This window comes from Brevibacterium sp. CCUG 69071, from assembly GCF_021023135.1.
In the GTDB taxonomy this organism is placed as follows: domain Bacteria; phylum Actinomycetota; class Actinomycetes; order Actinomycetales; family Brevibacteriaceae; genus Brevibacterium.
Genome location: NZ_PGFV01000003.1, coordinates 411,382 through 434,279, shown reverse-complemented (window position 1 = coordinate 434,279; position 22,898 = coordinate 411,382). Strand labels below are relative to the sequence as shown.

Below are 22,898 nucleotides of genomic sequence, written 5' to 3'. Positions count from 1 at the left end.
TGACTGCGGAATAGTCGCCAGCACCGTACGGTTACACATACGATAGACATTCCGCGCCGTCCCCAGTGACGGACCGAGAACAGCGAGCAGAAACAGGGATCCATTCACATGACTGATACTCAACTGGTGATCATCGGGTCGGGACCGGCCGGCTACACCGCTGCCGTCTATGCGGCCCGCGCGAACCTCTCACCTGTCGTCATCGCCGGCTCCGTCACCGCCGGCGGCGAGCTGATGAACACGACCGATGTCGAGAACTACCCGGGTTTCCCCGCAGGAGTCCAAGGCCCCGAACTGATGGAAAGCATGCGCGAGCAGGCCGAGAAGTTCGGCGCCGAGGTCGTCTATGACGATGTCTCGACCCTCAAGCTCAATCCCGGTGCTCACGAGATCGAGACCGCTCTCGGTGCCCGCTACACGGCCAAGGCGGTCATTCTTGCGACCGGCTCTGCCTACCGCGAGCTCAACCTCCCCAATGAGAAGAAGCTCTCCGGACACGGAGTCAGCTGGTGTGCGACCTGCGACGGCTTCTTCTTCCGCGATCAGCACATCGCGGTCGTCGGCGGCGGCGATTCTGCTCTCGAGGAGGCCACCTTCCTCACCCGCTTTGCCTCCAAGGTCACTCTGATCCACCGCCGCCAGGAGCTTCGTGCCTCCCAGGCCATGCAGGATCGGGCGAATGCCGATGAGAAGCTCGAGTTCCTCCTCGACAGCGAGGTCGCCGAGATCCACGGAGACGATGCCCTGACCGGACTCACCGTGCGCAGCACCGTCACCGGTGAGACCTCCGAACTGCCGGTCACCGGTCTGTTCGTGGCGATCGGATCGGATCCGCGTACGAGTCTGTTCGCTGATCAGCTGTCCCTGCGACCAGACGGGTATCTCAATGTCGAGGGACGCTCTTCGAAGACTGCCGTCGAGGGAGTGTTCGCTGCGGGAGACGTCATCGACTCGGTCTACCGTCAGGCCATTACCGCGGCCGGCTCAGGCTGCTCAGCCGCTCTCGATGCCGAGCACTACCTCGCCGACCTCGAGGCCGCCGCGAAGCAGTCCGCTGACAGCCTCGGCGAGGCTGTCGTGGCGGCACCGATCGGATCCTGACAAACATCACTCGTATCAGAATCTGAACCCAGTGCGAAGGGCCGCCCTGTGCGCTGGGAATGAAACCGGAACCACCGCTGTTCTCGCTTAAGACCATCGTTTGAAGAAAGGTAGCTCATGTCGACAGAAGTCACTGATGCCACGTTCGAAGAAACCGTTCTGAAGTCCGATAAGCCAGTGCTCGTCGACTTCTGGGCTCCCTGGTGCGGCCCCTGCCGCATGGTCAGCCCGATCGTCGACCAGATCGCCGAAGAGAACAGCGAAAAGCTGTCAGTCGTCAAGGTCAACACCGACGAGAACCTCGAAACCGCGAGCACTTACGGGATCACCTCGATCCCAGCTCTCTACGTCTTCAAGGACGGAGAGGTGGCGAAGACCATCATCGGAGCGCGTCCAAAACCGGCACTTGAGGAAGAGCTCTCCGAGTTCATCTGATCAACTTCCAAGGCGCCTGTTGTACTATCAACAGGCGCCTTCGGTGTATCAGCACCGAGGCGCACGTTCTTAGGCATGCAGTACAGAAGATTGGCAAACCATTGACCCACAACCCGCTGCCGCGCTTCACGCGCGGGGACACCTCTGAGATGTTACCCAACATCAAATCTCAGATGGCACGACTGGGGCTCAATGTCGGCCGATCCGATTCGCCCGAATTCGACCGCTCCTTCGAACTCGGTGTTCGCCAGTTCCAGCAGATTAGGGGCATACTCTGCGACGGTGTGATGGGCCCTGAGACCTTTTCAGAGCTCGAACGAGCTCGGTATCAAATCGGCGACCGTGTCCTCCGCTATGACCCCGTCAGGGTGCTCACAGGCGACGACGTGCTCAAGCTCCAGAGGAAGCTCGCAGGACTCGGCTTCTATCCAGGACGCATCGACGCCGAATACGCTGCGCTCACCGAACAGGCAGTCAAAGAGCTGCAGATGAGCCTGGGAACCAAGGTCGATGGCGTCGCCGGCCCGCAGACCCTGCGCGGAATGCGCGCGATCGACCGCGATCAGGACACGGGAAACCTCTTCGCACTCGAAGAGAGTGCTCGAGTAGCCGCGTCCGGCACGTCCCTGGCGGGACGGACGTTCATCGTCGAAGCCGCCACTACAGTTGTAGATTTCGAATCCCTGCCGATGACCGAAGAGCAGGCAGACCTGGAACGACAGATCACCAGCGATATAGCAACCCGCCTTGCCGGGCGCTTGGAAGCGGTCGGAGCTGGAGCACTGGTGCTGCAGGGAGACGCGGCCGAGGTGAACAAAGCCGATCAACTGGGTGCTTCCGCCGTCATCACGGTCACTGCCGACGTGAATAAGTCAAAGGACGCAAACGGAGTAGCGACATTCTTCTTCGGCCACGAACGGCAACCGGAGATGAACTCGCCCACTGGTGAACGACTGGCAGAGCTCGTGCAGAGCGAAGTCGTCGCCCGCACCGGAATGTTGGACTGCCGAACTCATGCACGAACTTGGTCTTCATTGAAGCGACTCCGCACTCCAAAGATCCATGTCGTCACTGGCTATCTCACCAACGAGAAGGATCGCGACAACCTCGAAAATGGCGAGGTCAGAGACGTGATAGCGGATGGTATCGCTGCGGCACTTCAGCGCCTCTACGTAAAAGAGGACGCGGACCCGGAGACGGGCACGCTCAACCTCGCAGCCATCAAAGCCTACAACTGAGTCGCCTCCCGTTTCTCGCGACTCGTTTCACGTGAAACAACTCCTTCTGACCGGCTGACAGCGCCTGCCGAACAACTCACCGCACGCCTCGGGACGGCAGACTCAGTGCTTGCCTGATTAGACACCTGGCGAGCCGCCCCACTATCGATTAGCAACCTTCTCCTCAAAGTCAGAGGGCTACAGCGTCTAAGCCTGTTCTTCCCCGAATCATTACGCTTGCTCTTTCGCCTATTCTTAACCCTGCGTCTATGGCTGTGCCAATGTCACCGGCGTCACCGCTGGGTGGGCTCCCGATCCTCAACGCGAACCCAGCCAGCCGCCCTCGCTATTCCTCTGCCACAGCAAATCCCGGTCGCCACAAGTGTCGCGGACACATAGAACAATCACCACGGATCGATCGAGAGCCAGACCCTACCCACTCCGCTGTTTCACGTGAAACAGCCATCAGTCCCAAACTACTCATGCCGCTAGAAGCAAGAAGCATGAACTAGCCCTTGTCACTGAGCCCTATACAAGCAATCGTCTACCGACAGCAATCACTGATCGCCTGACCGAGGGCGGTAGCACCACCGACCATCATCGAGGTGCGGTTGATGCGTCGCCAAACTATCGTGGGCCCGTCGCAAGCATCATTAGGGGACGGTAGAGCGCCCGCGGCTCGGGCGGTGCAGCACCAGGCCCGCTATGGCACTTGAGATCGCCATCGTTCAGCACCACCAACATAAAGAATTCGACTTGCGTAATGAGATAAACTACATCCCGCCTCCCGACAACCGCGTTAGAGCCACCCCGCACTAGAAGGTCCCGGCCCTGGATCCCTCCGCGTCGGAGCCCCCACGTCGAATCCTCTCTCCATCACAGTGTCTGTGGACGGGAAAATGCAGACGTCACAAACCTCCCGTATCTACAGGAACAACCTGGATCCCAGTCCAGGAAGAGTATCGGCTTAAGATAGCGGAGCCGAGGATCGTTTCACGTGAAACAAGATCGACATACAGCTACACATGCACATCAAGCGCTAGAACATCCAACACACCGAAACTCGATGCGTTCCCCGTGTTTCACGTGAAACACGGGGAACGCGTCCCGCTTCGAACGTGCCCACCCCCGAACCCTATTTGCGGGATAGATCGGACACCCTCTTCTTCCACGTGCGGTGCTCAACTGGGCGCAGCCAATTCACTCTACTCACTAACCCAAACTGCGCTCGAGACAACCAGGACACCAAGCCGGTCCAGTTCAGACGCATAATACAGACGATTGGGAACACCTTTCGACCACACTGCATGGGGACCCAGCGCTGCTTCCGATCTTGCCGCGATTCGTGGGACGGCTAGAGGGCATAACCCATTTCCCCCCAACTAATAGATACAACCAGATGAATCAGGTTTCACCGCGCGTGCAGATACCCCGCCTCATAGAGACTGTTGCCGACAACGAAGTTGGCTACCCGAGGCCCGCCAGAGCCCGCAATTGGATCCATCTAACCCGACCAGACATTACAATCCGCACAACTTGTACCGAAGCAGAACAATACAATTGTTCCCATGTCGAGCTTTCGAATCATGCTTCTTCAACTCTTAGGTCAATGTTTCACGTGAAACATGCGAAATGCCGTTACAAGTCGAGCCCGTATCGGGAAGTCACGATGCTACTAGAGATTCACGAACAGGAGTTCCGCCTGCGTCCAGAGGTTCTGAACCAGCGCAATCGTGGTAGTTATGTTTCACATGAAACGGCGCCGTACCGGTAGTTGACCATTTACAGCCATCCGAGCAACGCAGACTACTCATATGCGTCTGCTTCCGGCCGATCGGAGGACGGCGTCCCCAACTGGCCATAGCGGAGGACCCAGCACGATAGCGCGGCCCAGTTCCCGGGGAGTCGATGGCGCCAGCAAACAAGGACATCACCAACGTTCCCAACACCAAGACGTGTCAACATCGGGGTGGTCACTACCGCGGAAACCGTTTCTACCTCCGTTTCACGTGAAACAAGTGGAACGGCTCTGCGCAAACATCACCCTACCCAGACCGCCAGCCGCGAATTCGGGATCGAGCAGGGGAAACAATGTTCGGAAGATGAAGGAATAGTCTCAAGTTGGATAGCAAAGCGAGGTGACACCGCAGGTAGCCACATCGATTGATGACATCACGATCCTCCTGGCGGGGCGCCGACTCATAAGAAAACGTACGAAGCGGTCGGGCAGCACCTCTCGCGTTAGGCCACGCACTTAGTTCAATTCGCGCAGTTCGACTCCAATAACATCGGTCCGAGCAGCATGAGCACGATTGCGTTTCACGTGAAACACTACCCGTGGAATCCAACCCGATGCCTTTCGCGAACCCGAGGTGTAAATGCAAAACAAACCGCAACCTCGATCAAGAGGCAACTTCGAGCAGGTGTCCTCGGCTCGACACTCATGGCCATCTGCTTACCAACACAACACCTTAGTTGGCCCAACATATCAGGCACTAAAGCGACAGCTCTCACTTACGCTCGGGCCAACGAACGCGACCATCAACGGCAAGAAGCATCACGAAGGAACCAACGAACAGCAGTTCTACGATCGGTGTCACCATCGAGGTAGGACCCGCAGATCGAGAACCGAAGCGTTCAAGTAGCACAGCAAAAAGCTCCCGTCGGACCGAATATGGTCCAACGGGAGCTCACCGCATCAAGTACGCCTACTCCTCGGCCTGCGAAATGCCAAGCAATGTCAGAATCCGATCAAGATCTTCCTGATTCGCAAACTCAACACTGAGCTTGCCTTTGCGCTTTCCGACAGTGATGTTCACCTTTGTATCCAGACGATCGCCCAGGCGTTCAGCGACTTCAAGGAACTCAGGCGAAACCTTCGATGTTGCACGTGAAACATTTACCGAGTCACCGCGATTAAGCAGCACAACGGCTTCTTCCGACGCGCGGACAGAGAGGCCCTCAGCAACGATACGCTGGGCGAGCACCTCCATATGTTCTGCATCGCGGAGCCTTAGGATCGCACGAGCGTGGCCGGCGGAAATTACGCCTGCCGCTACCCGGCGCTGCACGAGCGGGGGGAGCCGCAAAAGTCTCAGAGTGTTCGAGATCTGCGGTCGCGAGCGTCCAATACGCTCGGACAGCTCTTCCTGGGTGCATCCGAAGTCTTCCAGCAGCTGGCCGTACGCGGCTGCCTCTTCAAGGGGATTCAGCTCCGCTCTATGCAGGTTCTCAAGGAGTGCGTCCCGGAGAAGATCCGTATCCTCGACATAGCGGATGATTGCAGGAATCGACGACAGCCCGGCGTCTTTCGTCGCCCGAAGGCGCCGTTCGCCCATGATGAGCTCGAACCGACCCGGATCGCTCGGCTTCTGCCTGACAACGACAGGCTGCAACACACCGATCTCACGGATGCTGTGGACCAGCTCTGCGAGCATATCCTCATCAAAGACGGTACGCGGCTGTCGAGGGTTGGCATCGATGAGCTCGACATCGATCTCACCGAACTCGGTGTCTGGGATCGACTCAACACCATCCAGCTCTCCTGAGCCACTGTCATCACTAGGATCGTCGTCCGCACCGCCATCAGAGGCCTCGGTGCCTGCTGAATCGTGCTCTGCGGGCGTTGGAGTCTCAGAAGCAGTCTCTGCCGATGCGTCATCGGTCACCGAAGACTCATTCGATTGCGGAGGCTCAGCGGAAGATGCAACTACGTTCGTAGTATCCTCAGAGTCATTGTCGTGCCCACTTGACTCGTCGAGTGCGGCGGCACCCGAAGACGTATAGACACCTGGATGTGTTTCCAGCACGTCGTCGGAGGATTGAGACGCAGAGACGTTTGGAGAGGCCGTCGTTGCCCCTGCAGCGGACTTCTCTGACTCAGTTGTCCGCGACCCGGAGGCTTTCGAAGCTGAGCTTGCGGTCGTACCAGCGCTCTTTGTCGTTGGAGTCGTCTTCGTAGCCGGTTCGGACTTCGCAGCTTGTTCGGACTTCGCAACCGGTTCGGACTTCGTTGCGGTCCCAGTCTTGCGCGCCGGTTCCGCCTTCGAAGTATATTTCCGGGTGGTTGTCGACGAAGGAGTGCTCTTGGTGCTCGCGGCAGTTTTGGCACCGGCAGCGGGCCCTGTGCCGGAAGCAGTCTTGCTGGAGGCAACAGTCTTTGTGTCTGCAGCTGCTTTGGCTCCGACAGTGCTCTTGGTGCCGGAAGCGCTCTTCGCAGCGGTCTGCTTTGCCGCTGGCTTCGCGGCCTTGGAACCGGAGGCCTTCGTCGCAGTGGCCTTCGAACCCGCTTCTTTGGGCTCCGAGGACTTCGCTGCGGCCCCAGATTTGGGCTTACGCCGCCGCGACGACTGCATCGACGCCGCAGGATCGTTCCTGGCCGCACGAGGGCTCTTCGCCTCGGTCTCTGCATCCTTGGACTGCTCGGAGTCGCCGCCGGAGAAGAAGACGTCCACTGGACGATCACTGGAGTTAGCGTCGGGGATCAGAGCACCGAGCCCACGTCCCAAACCCCGCTTCTTACGTTCAGCCACGGCTTACTCCTCGATTGGCGATTTCTTCGGCCGCTTCCCGATAGGACAAAGCGCCGCTGGAATGAGGGTCGTACGAGATCACGGTCTGCCCATAGCTGGGTGCCTCGGAGATCCGCACCGAACGCGGAATGGCGGTCCCCAGCACCTGTTCCGGGAAGTGGGTGCGCACATCATCGGCGACCTGCGCACTGAGGTTGGTCCGTCCGTCGTACATGGTGAGAAGAATCGTCGTGATCGCCAGCTCCGGGTTCAGATGCTTCTGGATCAGCTGAATGTTCTTCAGCAGCTGGCTCAGGCCCTCCAGCGCGTAGTACTCGCACTGGATCGGAATAAGCACCTCACGAGCGGCGACGAAGGCGTTAACGGTGAGGAGCCCCAGGCTCGGCGGGCAGTCGATGATCACATAGTCGACTCGGTTGCCGGCGGCGGCTTCCTCATCGAGATAGATCCCCAAGGAACGCTGCAGCCGCTGTTCCCTGGCCACCAGCGACACCAACTCGATCTCCGCTCCCGCGAGGTCGATGGTCGCGGGCACACACCGCAGGGTCTCGAAGTCAGGGCACTGCGCCACCGCATCACGCATCGGCACATCATCGATGATGACGTCGTAGATGCTCGTGACCTCTGAGTAGTGATCGATGCCCAAGGCGGTGCTCGCATTGCCCTGAGGATCGATGTCGATGAGCAGGACGTTGAGCCCCTGATTCGCCAAGGCGGCGGCGATATTCACCGCTGTCGTGGTCTTGCCCACGCCGCCCTTCTGATTGGCGATCGTGAACACCCGCGTCGAATCCGGAGGCGGGAAGCTCGCCTGGGACAGTCGATCGGCACGACGATTGTCCCGTGCGATCGCAGCCCCTATGGGAGACGACTCGTCCATGATCGGCATTCGGCGCACTCCATCATCCATCGGGTTTACAAAGCTATATTCAGCCTAGACCAAATCTACTGGGTTCTATTTCTTCACGATCTCGACGACACGACTCGGGACATCGAGGATCCCGCCGCTGTCGACGAGGTGGATCTGCGGCTGGGAGAGTCGGTAGCGCTTGAGCATCTTCTTCGTCTTGGCGAGCTCCGCCTCCACCGAGGCCCCCTTGAGCGCGAGGATCCGGCCCTCGGGTCCGATGACCTCATGGGTCCACTCGATGAGCGTCGTCATCGCCTTGACCGCACGGGCAGTCACGACGCTGAACATCTCCTCGTCGACGAGCTCCTCCACACGGGCGCGAACGATGCGCACATTCTCCAGGCCCAGGTCATCGATGACCATTCTCAGCCACTCGACACGCCGCTCCATCGGCTCGATGAGAACAACCTTCGCCTCGGGCCGCAGCAGCGCGATGGGGATACCGGGCAGACCTGCACCGCTGCCCACATCGCCGACGACGTCACCGTCTTCGATGTATTCGGCCACGACGGCGCAGTTGAGGATGTGCCGAGTCCACAGGCGGTCGATCTCCCTGGGACCGATGAGCCCCCATTCGATCCCAGTGGTCGCCAGATGTTCGGCGTAACGCTGTGCAAGCGGATATGCGGCGCCGAAGTATTCTTCGGTGCCGACGGGCGGAACCTCGATCGCGGAAGACTCAGTCATCGGCAGGACGGATGACGACGTGCCGTCCGTCGCCCTCACCCTCAGACTCCGAGACCAGACCCGCCTGCGCGGCCTGATCATGGATGATCTTCCGCTCGAAGCTGTTCATCGGTGCGAAGGCGAACTCCTCACCGCTGTCCTTGATCTCCGCGATGGCACGCTGCGCCTTCTTCATGAGCTCATCACGACGGCTGTTGCGGAAGCCGTCGATGTCGAGCATCAGCCACGAACGCTGTCCCGTGCTCGTCTGCACGGCCAGACGGCTGAGCTCCTGGAGCGCTCCGAGGGTGCGCCCCTCTTTGCCGACGAGTGTGCGCAGGTTCGAATCCTCATCGTCTTCGCAGACGATCGACAGCTGTGCTCGTCCGTCGGCGACATCGATGTCGATGTCACCGTCGATGTCGGCCAGATCCAGCAGCTCCTCGAGGTAGTCTGCGGCGATCTCGCCCTCTTCTTCGAGGAGTTCGGCGCGCGTCGGCTTCGACGAGCTCTCCTCTGTCGATTCGGCTGCGGTGTCGTCGGAAGACGTCTTGACCGTGCTCTCGTCTGTCTCGTCCACGCTCGTGTCGAGGTTCTCTTCAGTCATGTTCTTCCTCAGCGCTTCTTGTTCTTCTTGCGGTTCTTGCTCACGGGCTGCTGTCGTTGGCCGTTCTTCTTCGGGGCCTCTTCGACAACGGGCTCACCGGCGGCGGCCTTGGCTTCGGGAGTCTTGGGAGCCTTGCCCTTGCGAGCCTTGCGCTCGAGCATCTCCTTCTCGGCCTTCGAACCGGGAGCGGGCATATTGCGGATCACCGTGTGCTGCTGGGCCATGGTCCAGGTGTTCGAGACCAGCCAGTAGAAGAGCACACCGAGCGGGAAGTAGATGCCGCCGATGCCGAAGACGAGCGGCATGATGTAGAGAAGCATCTTCTGTGACTGCATCATCGGGTTGGCCATCGCGGCCTCCGACATGTTCTTCGCCATCATCTGCTTCTGCGTGATGAACATGGTCGCGGCCATGATCACGATGAGGACACCGGTGAGCAGCTTGACGCCGATGCCAGGGCTTGTGAACGTCGCCGACAGGGAGATGCCGAAGACCGACGAACTCTCAGCCTGGATCGCGAGCTGCTGAGTGAAACCGCCGATTGCGCCGACTGATCCGTCGGCCACGTTCGGCATGTTGTGGATGACGCGGAAGAGCGAGAAGAAGATGGGCATCTGCACGAGGAGAGGCAGACACGAGGCCCAAGGGCTGGTCTTGTTGTCCCGGAACAGATTCATCTGCTCCTCGGCCATGGCCTGACGCGAGTACTGGTCCTTCTTGCCCTTGTATTTGGCCTGCAGGCGCTGAATCTCCGGCTGCAGGAGCTGCATCTTGCGCTGCGACTTGATCTGGTAGACGAAGAGCGGGATGAGCACGGCACGGATGACCACGGTCAGCCCGGCGATGGAGAGCACCCACGTCCAACCGGCGTCGGCGGGCAGGCCGATCGCGGTGAAGATCTCGTGGAAGATCGCGAGGATCCAAGCAACTACCCACTGCAGCGGGTAGAGCAGCTTGTCCATCCAGTCCATTCAGTTCTCCTCGTTACAACGACTCTTGCGCGTCGTTCATTTTGCCATTGTTCACAGGTGTTCGCGACACTGGGCCGCCTTCGAGCGGCCCTCGCCGGGCCTCACTGTCCGTCATCGGTGTGCATCGTCTGGGAGCGGGTTTGACGAGCCGAACCGGGCACGTGGTCGACTCCGCCGTGGGAAAGAGGATTACAGCGCAGTATTCGCCACCCAGTTAACACCATTCCCTTGAGAACTCCGTGTATCTCGAAGGCCTCGAGGCCGTACATCGAACAGCTGGGATAGTAGCGGCACACCTGACCGTAGAGCGGGGAGATGACGATCCGATAGGCCCGGATGAACCACACGAACGGCATCCGCGGCCCGATCCTGATCAGCCACCACAGGCTCGGCCAGAATCCTGCCGGTCGGCGCGGAACCTCCGACTCATGCTTCAGATCATGTTCGGCGTCCACGTCCCGCCAGCTTCTTCCCTGCCTTCGTCAGCAGCGTCTCGACCTCGGATTCGAGGACGGCGAACTCGCTCTCCCCGGCCTGCGGCAGGGCGCGGATCACGAACAGTGTTCCGGGTGCCAACTCGTCCAACCGGACTCGCATGATCTCGCGCAGCCGCCGTTTGACCCGATTGCGGACTACGGCGTTTCCCACGGCCCTGGATACGATGAAACCCACGCGGACAGCGTGGGAATCATCGGTTTCTCTGAGGCTGTGCGCCATCAGGTGCTCGGAGCGCACCCGGATGCCGGCTCTGAATACTCGTCTGTAGTCATCGCCGCTGCGGATCCGGTGTGCAGCAGTGAGCACGCTCAGGCCGAAACTTCGGAACGTCCCTTGCGACGACGTGCGGCGAGGATCGAACGGCCTGCACGGGTGCGCATGCGCAGACGGAAGCCGTGCTTCTTGGCGCGCTTACGGTTGTTGGGCTGGAAGGTACGCTTGCTCACTTCAGTCTCCGATTTCTAGGTTGCGGGCGAACGCCGATGCGTTCTCACAAAAAACGGCGGTGCGAGTCTCGACCGCCGAGCACTCCTGTGCATAAGAGCCAAAAGATATTCAAGATAATCGGATGAAGCCCGGTACACAGGACACTCCATCTTAGCGAGACGCAAACCGGGCGGTCAAACCGATCGGGCATGTTTCAGATCACGGTTGTCAACCATTCACCGTGATTCACCTTCCCGTTGCCGGGCGGCTTCCACAAGTCACAACCGTGTAGTTTTCCACATGCTTATCCACTCATGTGGAGTATTGCTCGGATCACTCGTCAGCAGTCCACAAACTGTGGAAAACTATGTGGAAGTCATGCACAGGTGTGGATTGTGCAGAAGTCGATTTCGAAACAGCAGAGGAAGAGTGACGGTGTCGAACTCCAAGAATGAGCTCATCAGCCAATGGCGAACGGTGGTCTCGACCCTGGATCAGGATGCCGATCTCAGTGCCCATCAGAAGGGCTTCCTGTCTCTGGCCGTGCCCAAAGCCTTGGTCGACAACGCCCTCGTCCTCCTCGCCGTCCGCGACGAACACACCCGCCGCACCATCGAGACTCGTCTGCTCGGACCCCTGACCAGAGAGTTCTCCAAGGTCCTCGGCTTCGATGTGACCTTCGGCTTCGTCGTCGACCCGGAACTCGACGTGCCGATCCGATTCGAGGACCTCATCGGCGAGCCCACCCCGGGCTCACCGATCGAGATCGACCCGGTCACCTCCACCTCGGCGACGCAGCCGGGGCAGCAGTCGGTCGCGCAGCCTTCGGTGGGCGCACCCGGCTCGGTGCCGGAATCGATGCCCGCCGAGGTGGCCCCCGCCGACCACAGCACAGCGCCGGCCCAGCCCGCAGAGCAGGGAATCCCCGCGACTGCACGCACGACGACGCAGCCGAGGCCGGAATCCCCTGGGATCTCCGATCGGGAGGCCAAGATCGCCGAGGCGACCGCCGCCCCGATGAATCCGCCCGTCGACGTTCCCGGCGTCTCCCAGCTCAACCCCAAGTACACCTTCGACACCTTCGTCATCGGTGCCTCCAACCGCTTCGCCCATGCCTCGGCCTTCGCCGTTGCCGAAGCCCCGGCCAAGGCCTACAACCCTCTCTTCATCTACGGCGAATCGGGTCTGGGCAAGACCCACCTGCTGCATGCGATCGGCTTCTACGCCACACAGCTCTTCCCCGAGATCCGCGTGAAGTACGTCTCGAGCGAGGAGTTCGTCAACGACTTCATCAACACGATCGGATCCTCTCGGACCTCGAACTCCCTGCGGCCGGCCTTCCAGCGTCGCTACCGCGAGGTCGACCTCCTGATGATCGACGACATCCAGTTCCTGCAGGGAAAGGATGCGACCGTCGAGGAGTTCTTCCACACCTTCAACGCCCTGCACAACGAGGCCAAGCAGGTCGTCATCACCTCGGACCAGCCGCCGAAGATGCTCAAAGGCTTCGAGGAGCGGCTGCGCTCCCGCTTCGAATGGGGTCTGCTCACCGATGTGCAGCCGCCGGACATGGAGACCCGATTCGCGATTCTGCGGCGCAAGGCCGCCGGCGACCAGCTCGACGTTCCCGATGACGTGCTGGAGTACATCGCCTCGCGGGTGTCCTCGAATATCCGCGAACTCGAGGGGGCGCTCATCCGCGTCACTGCCTTCGCCAATCTCAATGACCAGCAGGTCGATGTGTCCCTGGCGGAGACCGTGCTCAAGGACTTCATCACCCAGGACGACACCCCCGCCATCACGGCAGCCGACATCATGGGCCAGACCGCCGCCTACTTCAGTCTCACCCTCGATGACCTGTGCGGCACCTCGCGATCCAGGACGCTGACCACGGCCCGGCAGATCGCCATGTACCTCTGCCGCGAGCTCACCGATCTCTCGCTGCCGAAGATCGGGCAGGCCTTCGGCGGCCGCGATCACACCACGGTGATGCATGCGAACAAGAAGATTCGAACTCAGATGGCCGAACGGCGGGCCGTCTACACGCAGGTCACCGAACTAACAAACCGCATCAAACAACAGCACCGCCTCTAGAACGCGTCGTACACATCTGTGGATAAGCCTGGGGAGAAATGCTCCTGACTGGGGATAAGATGGTGGACAACTCGAGACTTCGAGTGGACGGATGTGAACTACATGCTTGTGCTTACACAAGGGCGCACCGAGGGCGACCTCGGCCTGCACAGGGGATCCACAGGCAGCCAAGGCGCTCCTTCCCTTGATTACTCAGGCGTAAGAAGAGGTTATCCACACACTCCACAGGTGCTGATACTTCTACCAAGTGAATTCAACTCTTAAGAGGGCGACCGCCACCGACTGCTCGGCTCGACGATGAGCCTCGAGCGCGAACTGCTCTCGAGTCACACAGGCACGCTTCGACTATTCGAACATCCCGTCGGGATCGATTCTCGAATCCGAGATTCGGGAACTTCCGAGCCTTCTCAGCACCGCCTCGGCGAGGGGCTGGCACGGGTTCTGTGAACTTTTCCTGCCCCTGCTCCGGTGGGCAGATATCGGATAGGCTGTGTAAAGTTTTCCGAGCAACGCCAGCCCGTGTCGTCAGCCAGAGTCTTGAGTAGGTCGGGTGGCCGCCCCGAAGGAGTAAAGTGAACGCCGAAGCATCCCCCCTGAAGTTCAAAGTCAACCGCGACGTCCTTGCCGACGCGGTGACCTGGGCGACCAAGACTCTGCCCAACCGTCCCTCCGCACCGGTGCTGACCGGAATCCTCATCACCGCCGAGGCGGGCGGAACCGTGCGTCTGGCCGTCTTCGACTACGAAGTCTCCTCCCGGGTCGAGATCGCCGCCGATGTCGTCACCGCCGGGACCGTTCTCGTTTCCGGTCGTCTCCTCGCCGACATCTCGAAGGCCCTGCCGAATCAGGAAGTCACCCTCGAGCAGATCGACTCCAAGGTCGACGTCACCTGCGGATCCTCCCGGTTCTCGCTGATGACGATGCCGGTGGCCGAATACCCGGCGCTGCCGCAGGTCCCCGACGACTCGGGCACCGTCTCCGCCGGAGAATTCCAGAATGCCGTCTCCCAGGTCACGATCGCGACCTCGAAGGACGACACCCTGCCGATCCTCACCAGCGTGCGCGTCGAGATCGAGGGCGAGAAGGTCACACTCCTGGCCACCGACCGCTACCGCCTGGCCGTCCGCGAATTCACCTGGAACCCCGGACGCCCGGACGTCTCGGCCGTCGCCCTGCTGCGCGGACGCACGCTCTCCGACGTCTCGAAGTCCCTCGGCGGAGATGTCACCATCGGTCTGAGCACCGATGCAGGCAAGGACCTCATCTCCTTCACCTCGGCGGGACGAGTCACCACCTCCCTCCTCGTCGAGGGCGAATACCCGAAGGTCCGCTCGCTGTTCCCGGACTCGGTGCCGATCCACGCGATCGTCGAGACCGGCGTTCTGCGTGAGGCCGTCCGCCGTGTCTCCCTCGTCGCCGAACGCAACACCCCGCTGCGCTTCGAGGTCAGCGACGGCATGCTCACCCTCCACGCCGGCACCGGCGACGATGCCCAGGCTTCCGAGGCCGTCGAGGCGACCCTGCAGGGTGAGGCGATCACGGTCGGCTTCAACCCGCACTACATCGCCGAAGGCCTCGCCGCCATCGAGAGCCCCTACGTGAACTTCTCCTTCACCCAGCCGATGAAGCCCGTCATCATCTCCGGGCAGCGGGAACTCGATGCCCCGGCCGACGAGTCCTACCGATACTTGCTCATGCCCACCCGCATCTGAATGTGGATATCGCGGCTCTCACTGCGTGACTACCGGTCCTATCCTGAGCTCGATCTCGAGTTCGCACCCGGAGTCACCACCTTCGTGGCCGACAACGGCACCGGCAAGACGAACATCGTCGAGGCCATCGGATATCTGGCTCATCAGCGATCGCACCGGGTGGCCTTCGATGCTCCGCTGGTCCATGAGAACGCTCAGACCGCGACCGTCTCCGCCCTGGTCAATCGCGACCAGCGGCATGCCACCGTGGAAGTCTCGATCCAGTCGAAGGGCGCCAACCGGGCCCGGGTCAACCGCTCCCCGGTCAAGCTCAAGGACATCCTCGGCCTCGTCTCCTGCGTGGTCTTCGCCCCCGAGGACCTCAGTCTCGTCCGTGGGGAACCGGCCGAGCGCCGGTCCTGGATCGACACCCTCGTCGTCGCTCGGAATCCGCGCTTCTCCTCGGTCATCACCGACTTCGAGCGGGCACTCAAACAGCGCAACGCCCTGCTCAAACGTCTGCGGGAGGATCGGGACCCCGGCCTCGAGGCCACACTCGATATCTGGAACATGGCCTACGCGGATTCGGCGGCCGAACTCGTCTACGGCCGCCAGCGGATCCTGGCCGACATCGTCGAACCGCTGCAGGAGAACTTCGCCTATATCGCCGCCGACGCCCGGCTCGAACGCCAGGGGATCCGGGCCCGCTACGATTCGCGCATCGACTACTCGCAGGCCGAATCGGCGGCCGAATGCCGCGAACTGCTCCTGGCCGCCCTCGAACGACGCCGGACCACGGAGATCGAACGCGGACTGACCCTCCACGGGCCCGGCCGGGACGACCTCGCCCTGACCATCGGCGATCATCCGGCCAAGGGCTATGCCTCGCACGGCGAGACCTGGTCTCTGGCCCTGGCCATGCAGCTGGCCGGCTGGGACCTGCTCAGCGCCGATGCCGGCTCCGTCGCCGAGCAGCCGATCCTCGTCCTCGACGACGTCTTCGCCGAACTCGATACCGGACGGCGGAACCGTCTGGCCTCCCGGATCACCTCGGCGGAGCAGGTCTTCGTCACCGCGGCCGTCGACGGAGATCTGCCTGATGGCCTCGAGGGAAGGCGCATCGGGCAGGAGACGCTGCGCGGTCGGACCGACACCGAGGTGGGGGCTGCGGACGATTCCGCGGATCGATCTCCGGACGATTCCGCGGATGGATCCGCGGTGACCGAGGGCTCGACAGACGGCGCCGATGCAGCTCCGCGGCAGTCCGAGGGTGCGGAGACTCCGTGAGCGGGTTCGAACGTGACTTCTCCACCCCGGTCGCCGCACTCGAGGCACTCGACCGGGTCCGCCGGATGGAGGTCAGCGAGGCGAAGTTCGTTCGTCACCGGCGACGCTCACGTCTGCGCGGGGAAGCCGTCTACTCGGGATCGGGCAAGGACCGGCGGGATCCGGCAGCGGTGTCCTCGGTGCTCGACTCGCTGAACTCTGAGCGCGGCTGGTCGTCCTCGATCGATATCGGCAAGGTGCTCGGCAGGTGGCCGCAGCTCGTCGGGGCGCAGGTCGCGATGCACTGCACTCCCGTCGACTTCTCCCCGCCCCTGCTCATCATCGCCGCGGACTCGACGACCTGGGCGACCCAGCTGCGCGTGCTCAAGCCGACGATCCTGAAGAAGCTCGAGGCCGGACTCGGTTCGCAGACGATCACCGAGATCGAGATCCGCGGTCCCGCCGGACGCAGCTTCAAGCGGGGCCGCCGCTCGGTCGCGGGTCGGGGGCCCCGGGACACCTTCGGCTGAATCACCTCCGCGAAATTTCGGGCCACCTCGGCGAGGAGATCGCGCGAACCACAGAGGCCCTTAAACGGCGACAGCCGCTCCCTTTCGTGCCCGGGGGTACACCGGGCGCATGAAAAATCCGGAAATGCACCTTCTCAGGCCTCTTACGGGCATTTGAGCTCCCGGCGCGGTAGAATGGTGAGCTGATAGCGCCCAGCCGAACAAGGAGTCATATGACGACCGAGGACCAACCCCATTACGATGCCGGGGACATTACGGTACTCGAAGGACTCGAAGCAGTTCGCAAACGACCTGGCATGTACATCGGTTCGACTTCGGAACGCGGTCTCCACCACCTCGTGCAGGAAATCGTCGACAACTCCGTCGATGAGGCCATGGCCGGCTACTGCGACCATATCGAGGTCACGATCCTGGCCGACGGAGGAGTGAAGGTCGTTGACGACGGCCGCGGAATGCCGGTGGCGATGCACCCGACCGAGGGCAAACCCACCGTCGAGGTGATCCTCACCGTGCTCCACGCAGGCGGCAAGTTCGGCGGCGGCGGCTACGCCGTGGCCGGTGGCCTCCACGGCGTCGGCTCGACCGTCGTCAACGCCCTGTCCGAACGCCTCGAGGTCGAGGTCAAGCGCGACGGCCACACGTGGAACATGGACTTCGTCCAGGGTGTTCCCACCGGTGATCTGCGCCAGGGCGAGGCAACTTCGGAGACCGGAACCACCGTGACCTTCTGGCCGGACGGCTCGATCTTCGAGACGACCGACTTCTCCTACGAGTACCTGCGGGCGCGCTTCCAGCAGATGGCCTTCCTCAACAAAGGCCTCAAGATCAGCCTGACCGATGAACGTCACGTCCAGGTCGACGACGACGAGGTCCAGATCGATGAGAACGAGGAGACCGAATCCAAGCCGCGTGAGGTCACCTACCTCTATGAGCACGGTCTGCTCGACTACGTGCAGTACCTCAACTCGACGAAGAAGGCCGAGCTCGTCAACCCCGACGTCATCGTCTTCGAGGCCGAGGAAGAGGAGCAGACGCTGGCGCTCGAGATCGCCATGCAGTGGACGACGGCCTACAGCGAATCCGTCCACACCTACGCCAACGTCATCAACACGCATGAGGGCGGCACCCACGAAGAGGGCTTCCGCACTGCGCTGACCTCCTTGGTCAATGCCTACGCCCGTGAGCAGAAGCTCATCCGGGAGAAGGACCCCAACCTCACCGGCGATGACATCCGCGAAGGTCTGACCGCGGTCATCTCGGTCAAGCTCGGCGATCCGCAGTTCGAAGGCCAGACGAAGACGAAGCTCGGCAACTCCGAGGTCAAGGGCTTCGTCCAGCGCGTGGTCCGCGATGAGCTCGGCCACTGGTTCGAATCCAACCCGGCCCAGGCCAAGGATGTCGTCCGCAAGGCGCTGCAGGCATCCCAGGCCAGGCTCGCCGCCCGCAAGGCCCGCGAAGCCACCCGCCGCAAGGGACTCCTCGAGTCCTCGGGAATGCCCGGAAAGCTCAAGGACTGCCAGTCGAAGGACCCGACGATCTCTGAGGTCTTCATCGTCGAGGGTGACTCCGCCGGCGGTTCGGCGACGCAGGGACGCAATCCGAATACGCAGGCGATCCTGCCGCTGCGCGGAAAGATCCTCAACGTGGAGAAGGCTCGGCTCGACCGGGCTCTGGGCAACAACGAGGTCCAGGCCATGATCACCGCCTTCGGCACGGGCATCGGCGAAGAGTTCGAACTCGAGAAGCTGCGCTATCACAAGATCGTGCTCATGGCCGATGCCGACGTCGACGGTCAGCACATCACAACGCTGCTGCTGACGCTGATCTTCCGGTATATGAAGCCGCTCATCGAGCACGGCTACGTCTACCTCGCCACTCCTCCGCTCTACCGCCTCAAGTGGTCGAACGCTCCGCACCAGTTCGCCTACACGGACAAGGAACGCGACGGACTGCTCGAGACCGGTCGGGCTGCGGGCAAGCGCCTGCCCAAGGACCTCGCGATCCAGCGCTACAAGGGTCTGGGCGAGATGAACTACGAGGAGCTGTGGGAGACCACCATGGATCCCGACTACCGTCTGCTCAAGCAGGTCTCGCTCGACGATGCGATCGTCGCCGACGAGATCTTCACGGTGCTCATGGGCGACGACGTGGATTCGCGCCGCCGGTTCATCCAGGAGAACGCGAAGGACGTCCGCTTCCTCGACATCTGATCCGAACCGACGGAATCCGGTGGCGCTGCGCCCACTGGCAATGCTCGGATCCGACGCCCCCACAGACTCAGAGAAATCCACTCACCGCCGTCCCACACGGTTAAGACACAAGGGAAGAGCCCACATTGGCTGACGAGAACGATATCGGCACCGAGATCAACCGGGTCGAACAGGTTGATCTCAACCTCGAGATGCAGAGGTCCTACCTCGATTACGCGATGAGCGTCATCGTCGGTCGTGCCCTGCCTGATGTCCGGGACGGTCTCAAGCCCGTCCACCGGCGCGTGCTCTACGCGATGTTCGACGGCGGCTACCGCCCCGATCGCAACTTCTCGAAGTGCTCGCGTGTGGTCGGCGATGTGATGGGCCAGTACCACCCGCACGGCGACACGGCCATCTACGATGCCATGGTCCGCCTCGTGCAGCCGTGGACGATGCGCTACCCGCTGGTCGCCGGCCAGGGCAACTTCGGCTCCCCGGGTGACGACGGAGCCGCCGCTCCCCGTTACACCGAGTGCAAGATGGCTCCCCTGGCCCTCGAGATGGTCAGGGACATCGAAGAGGGCACCGTCGACTTCCAGGACAACTACGACGGCCGCAACCAGGAACCTATGGTGCTGCCCTCCCGGTTCCCGAACCTGCTGGTCAACGGTTCCTCGGGCATCGCCGTGGGCATGGCCACGAACATCCCTCCGCACAACCTCGGCGAGGTTGCCGCGGGCGCTCAATGGCTGCTGTCCCATCCGGAGGCGAGCAAGGAAGAGGCCCTCGAGGCGCTGCTGGGCCTCGTCAAAGGCCCGGACTTCCCGATGGGCGCGACGATCCTCGGCCGCAAAGGCATCGAGGACACCTACCGGACCGGTCGCGGATCGATCACCCAGCGCGCCGTCGTCGAGGTCGAGGAGATCCAGGGTCGGACCTGCCTCGTCGTCACGCAGCTGCCCTATATGGTCAATCCCGACACCCTGGCCGCGAAGATCGCCTCCTACGTCAAGGACGGCAAGGTCGCGGGCATCGCCGATCTGCGTGATGAGTCCTCGGGTCGCACCGGTCAGCGTCTGGTCATCGTGCTCAAGCGCGATGCCGTGGCGAAGGTCGTGCTCAACAACCTCTACAAGCACACCTCGCTGCAGGAGAACTTCTCCGCGAACATGCTCGCACTCGTCGACAGCGTGCCGCGCACGCTCAGCCTCGACTCCTTCCTGCGCCTGTGGGTCAAGCACCAGATCGAGGTCATCGTGCGGCGGACCCAGTTCCGCCTGCGCAAGGCCGAGGAACGCGCCCACATCCTGCGCGGCTACCTCAAGGCCCTCGACGCCCTCGACGAGGTCATCGCCCTGATCCGTCGGTCCCCATCCTCGGACGAGGCCCGGTCCGGACTGATGGAGCTGCTCGAGGTGGACGAGGTCCAGGCCAATGCGATCCTCGATCTGCAGCTGCGCCGCCTGGCCGCCCTGGAACGTCTGAAGATCCAGGAAGAGGCCGACAAGATCGAGGCGCAGATCGCCGAATACAAGCACATCCTCGAAACCCCCGCGCGCCAGCGCGAGATCGTCTCTGAGGAGCTCGACGAGATCGTCGAACGCTACGGCGACGACCGCCGCACGAAGATCCTCGCCGGCTTCGACGGGGACGTGTCGATGGAAGACCTCATCCCCGAGGAAGAAGTCGTCGTCACCATCACCCGCGGCGGCTACGCGAAGCGGACCCAGAGCCACCTCTACCGTGCTCAGCACCGCGGCGGCAAGGGCATCAAGGGAGCACAGCTGCGCGGCGACGACGTCGTCGAGCAGTTCTTCGTCACCTCGACGCACAACTGGCTGCTGTTCTTCACGAACACCGGTCGCGTCTACCGGGCCAAGGCCTATGAGCTGCCCGAGGGCTCACGCGATGCCAAGGGCCAGCACGTGGCGAACCTGCTGGCGCTGCAGCCGGGTGAGACGATCGCGAAGGTGCTCTCCATCCGCGACTACGAGGAAGCCGAATTCCTCATCCTCGCCACGAAGTCCGGTGTCGTGAAGAAGACCCGCCTGAGCGAATACGACTCGAACCGCACCGGCGGGGTCATCGCGATCAACCTCCGCGAGTACAAGGGTCTGCCCGATGAGCTGGTCTCGGCTCGGATCGTGGGATCCGAGGATCACCTGCTGATGATCTCCCGCAAGGGCATGTCGATCCGCTTCGCTGCGGACGACGATTCGATCAGGCCCCTGGGACGCGTCACCGGCGGTGTCACGGGAATGAAGTTCAAGGACGATGACGAGCTGCTGACCATGGATGTCGTCCAGCCCGACACCTACGTCTTCGTCGTCACCGAGGCCGGCTATGCGAAGCGGACCCCCGTCGAGGAGTACCGCCTGCAGGGTCGTGGCGGTCTGGGTATCCGGGTTGCGAAGATCACCGAACAGCGCGGAGACTTGGTAGGCGGACTCATCGTCGATGAGGGTGAGGAAGTCCTCGTCGTCATGGAGAAGGGTAAGATCGTTCGGTCGAGCATCGACGAAGTTCCGGCGAAGGGACGCAACACGATGGGTGTGGTGTTCGCGAAACCGGGCAAGAATGATCGTATTATCGCTGTAACGCGTGGACCCGAGACGGCGGTCGAAGAGATAGACGATGACGAAGCTGAGGTACCGGAGGCCGAGGTCGATCAGCCTCAGACCGGCAGCGAGGATGTGGAAGAGTGAGCGATAGCAAGCAGCCAGGCTCAGGAAAGATCATACGCACGTCGAGCGGTTCCACCCGCCTGACGGCAGGCGGATCGAAGAACGAGGACAAGACCTCGGGAAGCTCGGGATCGGCAGGAAATTCGGGTTCGTCGAACTCGGCGAAGTCCGACGCAAATGGATCCGGGCAGTCCGCGCAGTCGTCGCAGGCCTCCGAGAAGGCCACCGTCGTCGCCCCACCGGCACCGAAGGCCTCCCCGAAGCCCAATCGTGCGCCCTCGACGGGATCCGCTCCCCGAGGCGGCTCTGCCCCCGGTGGGTCCGCTCAGAATCAGGGCGGCTCGGCACCCTCAGCCCAGTCGGGTGCGCAGGGGTCACAGGGAGCGACCGGCGGTTCCCAGGGGTCCACGGGAGGATCCCAGGGCTCCTCGGGCGGAAACCGCACGGCCACCTCGGTGATGGGCTCTGCGGCCAACACCGTCCGCGCCAGCTCCGGCGGCGTGAAGATGGGCGTGAAGAACATGGTCGAGAACGGCAAGGGCAAGAAGAAGAAAGGCCCACGCACCGTTCGCCTGACCGTGGCCGCCGTCGATCCGTGGTCGGTCATGAAGATGTCCTTCCTCATGTCCGTGGCCATCGGCATCGCCACCATCGTCGCTTTCATCGTGCTGTGGGTCGTCCTTCAGGCCACCGGCGTGATGAGCGGTCTCGAGACCACGATGAGCGAGCTGGCCGGTGCGGAATCGGCCGAGCGCATCGTCGGCATCTTCGGCTTCGGCCGCGTCGTCGCCGCGGGCTTCATCATCGCCGTGATCAACATCGTGCTGATGACTGCGCTGTCGACGCTGGCAGCCTTCATCTACAACATCGGCTCACTCATCGCCGGCGGCTTCCACCTGACGCTGACCGACGACTGAGGCTTCGTCCCTCTTCCGTCCGTATCGGGCGTTGAGCAGGTTTCGGGCGTTGAGCTGGCCGAGTGCGGCCTGCTCAACGCCCGAACGCTTCCCAGGTGATTGGGGCACGGATGCTGTGAGAGGCGTCACTGACGGCGGATTTGTGTTTGTCGTTGCTGGTT

18 protein-coding genes are annotated in these 22,898 nt (G+C 62.0%); 10 read left to right on the top strand and 8 right to left on the bottom strand.

Translation table 11 applies throughout. From position 1 onward, the window contains the following. Positions 1 to 108 precede the first annotated feature (108 nt). The 3 genes from trxB (at position 109) to CV023_RS11170 (ending at position 2,774) form a co-directional block, all read left to right on the top strand. On the top strand, positions 109 to 1,101 hold the full coding sequence (trxB, locus tag CV023_RS11180; protein ID WP_230745725.1) for a thioredoxin-disulfide reductase: 993 nt from the start codon (positions 109 to 111) through the stop codon (positions 1,099 to 1,101). Positions 1,102 to 1,218: 117 nt separating this feature from the next. Beyond that, positions 1,219 to 1,536, top strand: coding sequence for a thioredoxin (gene trxA, locus CV023_RS11175; protein WP_230745724.1), 318 nt, complete (start codon positions 1,219 to 1,221; stop codon positions 1,534 to 1,536). 149 nt (positions 1,537 to 1,685) lie between these two features. Further along, a complete protein-coding gene (locus tag CV023_RS11170) occupies positions 1,686 to 2,774 on the top strand; it encodes a peptidoglycan-binding protein (protein ID WP_230745722.1) in 1,089 nt (362 codons plus the stop codon). 2,687 nt (positions 2,775 to 5,461) lie between these two features. On the opposite strand, the gene CV023_RS19145 is transcribed toward CV023_RS11170, so the two are convergent. From CV023_RS19145 to rpmH, 8 genes are all read right to left on the bottom strand, one after another. Next, positions 5,462 to 7,285: a ParB/RepB/Spo0J family partition protein gene (locus CV023_RS19145; protein ID WP_442859937.1), complete on the bottom strand. Its 1,824-nt coding sequence runs from the start codon at positions 7,283 to 7,285 to the stop codon at positions 5,462 to 5,464. Next, on the bottom strand, positions 7,278 to 8,174 hold the full coding sequence (locus tag CV023_RS11160; protein WP_230745720.1) for a ParA family protein: 897 nt from the start codon (positions 8,172 to 8,174) through the stop codon (positions 7,278 to 7,280). The genes CV023_RS19145 and CV023_RS11160 overlap by 8 nt, the downstream gene beginning before the upstream one ends. 66 nt (positions 8,175 to 8,240) lie before the next feature. Beyond that, entirely contained in the window at positions 8,241 to 8,882 is a 642-nt protein-coding gene (gene rsmG, locus CV023_RS11155) for a 16S rRNA (guanine(527)-N(7))-methyltransferase RsmG (protein WP_230745718.1), read from the bottom strand. Beyond that, positions 8,875 to 9,468, bottom strand: a complete 594-nt coding sequence (locus CV023_RS11150; protein WP_230745716.1) for a Jag family protein — start codon at positions 9,466 to 9,468, stop codon at positions 8,875 to 8,877. The genes rsmG and CV023_RS11150 overlap by 8 nt, the downstream gene beginning before the upstream one ends. An 8-nt stretch (positions 9,469 to 9,476) precedes the next feature. After that, positions 9,477 to 10,439 (bottom strand): membrane protein insertase YidC, encoded by a 963-nt coding sequence (gene yidC / locus CV023_RS11145; RefSeq protein WP_230745714.1) that lies wholly within the window; start codon positions 10,437 to 10,439, stop codon positions 9,477 to 9,479. A 101-nt stretch (positions 10,440 to 10,540) separates the two neighbouring features. Next, positions 10,541 to 10,894 (bottom strand): membrane protein insertion efficiency factor YidD, encoded by a 354-nt coding sequence (gene yidD, locus CV023_RS11140; RefSeq protein ID WP_230745713.1) that lies wholly within the window; start codon positions 10,892 to 10,894, stop codon positions 10,541 to 10,543. Continuing rightward, positions 10,878 to 11,243: a ribonuclease P protein component gene (rnpA, locus tag CV023_RS11135; protein ID WP_230745711.1), complete on the bottom strand. Its 366-nt coding sequence runs from the start codon at positions 11,241 to 11,243 to the stop codon at positions 10,878 to 10,880. The genes yidD and rnpA overlap by 17 nt, the downstream gene beginning before the upstream one ends. A gap of 2 nt (positions 11,244 to 11,245) precedes the next feature. Further along, positions 11,246 to 11,383: a 50S ribosomal protein L34 gene (gene rpmH, locus CV023_RS11130; RefSeq protein ID WP_166975345.1), complete on the bottom strand. Its 138-nt coding sequence runs from the start codon at positions 11,381 to 11,383 to the stop codon at positions 11,246 to 11,248. A gap of 415 nt (positions 11,384 to 11,798) precedes the next feature. On the opposite strand from rpmH, the gene dnaA reads away from it, so the two are divergent. From dnaA to CV023_RS19025, 7 genes are all read left to right on the top strand, one after another. Continuing rightward, complete coding sequence (gene dnaA, locus CV023_RS11125) at positions 11,799 to 13,457, top strand: chromosomal replication initiator protein DnaA (protein WP_230745709.1); 1,659 nt, start codon at positions 11,799 to 11,801, stop codon at positions 13,455 to 13,457. A 572-nt stretch (positions 13,458 to 14,029) separates the two neighbouring features. Next, complete coding sequence (gene dnaN, locus CV023_RS11120) at positions 14,030 to 15,169, top strand: DNA polymerase III subunit beta (protein ID WP_230745707.1); 1,140 nt, start codon at positions 14,030 to 14,032, stop codon at positions 15,167 to 15,169. Beyond that, complete coding sequence (gene recF, locus CV023_RS11115; protein ID WP_230745705.1) at positions 15,170 to 16,435, top strand: DNA replication/repair protein RecF; 1,266 nt, start codon at positions 15,170 to 15,172, stop codon at positions 16,433 to 16,435. It abuts the gene before it with no gap. Then, positions 16,432 to 16,944, top strand: a complete 513-nt coding sequence (locus tag CV023_RS11110; RefSeq protein ID WP_230745703.1) for a DUF721 domain-containing protein — start codon at positions 16,432 to 16,434, stop codon at positions 16,942 to 16,944. The genes recF and CV023_RS11110 overlap by 4 nt, the downstream gene beginning before the upstream one ends. A 212-nt stretch (positions 16,945 to 17,156) precedes the next feature. Then, positions 17,157 to 19,154, top strand: coding sequence for a DNA topoisomerase (ATP-hydrolyzing) subunit B (gyrB, locus tag CV023_RS11105; protein WP_230745701.1), 1,998 nt, complete (start codon positions 17,157 to 17,159; stop codon positions 19,152 to 19,154). 125 nt (positions 19,155 to 19,279) lie between these two features. Then, positions 19,280 to 21,841 carry a DNA gyrase subunit A gene (gene gyrA, locus CV023_RS11100; RefSeq protein ID WP_230745700.1) on the top strand — a complete coding sequence of 854 codons (2,562 nt, stop codon included), beginning with the start codon at positions 19,280 to 19,282 and terminating at the stop codon, positions 21,839 to 21,841. Continuing rightward, complete coding sequence (locus CV023_RS19025) at positions 21,838 to 22,737, top strand: DUF3566 domain-containing protein (protein WP_230745699.1); 900 nt, start codon at positions 21,838 to 21,840, stop codon at positions 22,735 to 22,737. The genes gyrA and CV023_RS19025 overlap by 4 nt, the downstream gene beginning before the upstream one ends. Positions 22,738 to 22,898 lie beyond the last annotated feature (161 nt).